The following is a 1,396-nucleotide window of genomic DNA, read 5'->3' on the forward strand; positions in this document are numbered from 1 at the left end:
CATGAAATAAGCTAGCAGCGCTACTAAGATTAGAAAACCGGTAAACTTCAAGATCAATAAGTATTCTTCCATGGCCATCCTCTCTCCTACTGCTGTTATCCCTGCCGCTCGTGCATAAAGGAGATGATCCGCACCCCGAAACGCTCATTAATCACCACGATCTCGCCCCGGGCAAAAGGGGCCTCGTTGGCCAGCAAAAGAACATCTTCATCTGCCGGTCGATTAAGTTCTAACAGGGACCCTTCCTCCAGGTTAATAAAATCCCGGATCTTGATCCTGGTTTTTCCTAATTCAGCAGTTAATTTTAAGCTGACCTTGTCAAATGCCGGGGCCCGCTCTTGTCTTGGCGGAGCGGTAGAATCCAGGGGCAAGGGATGGAATTCTACTTTCTGAACTTTAACCTCCCCCCCTTGCCTGGTTTCCGGGACCGGCTGCTCAAGATCTTTTCCTTCTTTCCAGTGCATGCTGCATCCTCACTTTATTGAATTAAAAAATTATCAAAATAAACTTCTTCTAACTTCCCGTTAGAGAGCAGGCTGTTCACCTGTTCTAATATCTCGGTTTTCAACTGCTCCATCCCCTCCTGCCCTTCTAGATCAGCCACGGTGGTACAGCGTAAGATCGAGATGATCACGGAGCGGATCTCAGGTTCCCGGCGATTAACCTCTTTAATTAAAGCTTTATCGTGGCTGCCAAAATAGAGCTTCAGGCGTAGATAGCGCCGACCTCCCTGGTCGGCCAGGTTTACCTGGAACTCTTTTATGGGGATGAAATGGCAAAGCTCTTCTTCTGAGCCGGCCCTGTCTTTAAACCAGCTCAGCAGCTCGCTGCCATGCTGAAACCAACCGGCAGTGGCCAGCACGCCGGCAACAATAAGCACCACGAGCAGCAGCTTAACCCTGTTTTTCTTCTTTTCTACGGGAGCATTCTCTGGAGAGGGCTCCTTGTTTGCCCTGGTATCCATGAGATCATCTGCCTTACCTTTTATTTTGATAAAGAGAGCACAATGGTAACCCGGCGGTTTTTGGCTCTCCCCTCGGGAGTATCGTTGCTCGCCAGCGGTTGGTACTCGCCGTAGCCGGTAGCGATGAAGCGGCCCGGGTCTAATCCTTTCTCCTCCACCAGGTAACGGGTTACCCGGACCGATCTCGCTACTGACAGCTCCCAATTGCTGGGGTAGCGCTCGGTATTAATAGGCAAGGTACAGGTATGCCCCTCAATGATCACCCGGTTATCAATCTCTCTGAAAAAAAGGGCTAAGGCATCGAGAAACTCCCGGGCCTCGGGCTTCAGCTCTGCGCTGGCCTGCTCAAAAAAGATCTGATTGGGCAGCTCCATGACAACCCCGCGCTCCTCGATCTTTACCTCGACCGTCCCCTCCAGGCCGGCCTTAATT

At 51.1% G+C, this 1,396-nt stretch carries 3 protein-coding genes; all 3 read right to left on the bottom strand.

What is annotated here, in order from left to right; genetic code table 11:
• Positions 1–95: 95 nt before the first annotated feature.
• Entirely contained in the window at positions 96–464 is a 369-nt protein-coding gene (locus tag ACE4YL_RS08670) for a FliM/FliN family flagellar motor switch protein (RefSeq protein ID WP_461369531.1), read from the bottom strand.
• Between the two features lie 14 nt (positions 465–478).
• Complete coding sequence (locus tag ACE4YL_RS08675; RefSeq protein ID WP_461369532.1) at positions 479–964, bottom strand: flagellar basal body-associated FliL family protein; 486 nt, start codon at positions 962–964, stop codon at positions 479–481.
• 20 nt (positions 965–984) lie between these two features.
• The coding region (locus tag ACE4YL_RS08680) for an OmpA/MotB family protein (protein WP_461369533.1) at positions 985–1,396 on the bottom strand (412 nt) is incomplete at its 5' end.

Origin of the sequence: Candidatus Darwinibacter acetoxidans, from assembly GCF_041936445.1 — a bacterium.
Lineage (GTDB): Bacteria > Bacillota > Limnochordia > Darwinibacteriales > Darwinibacteriaceae > DTU010.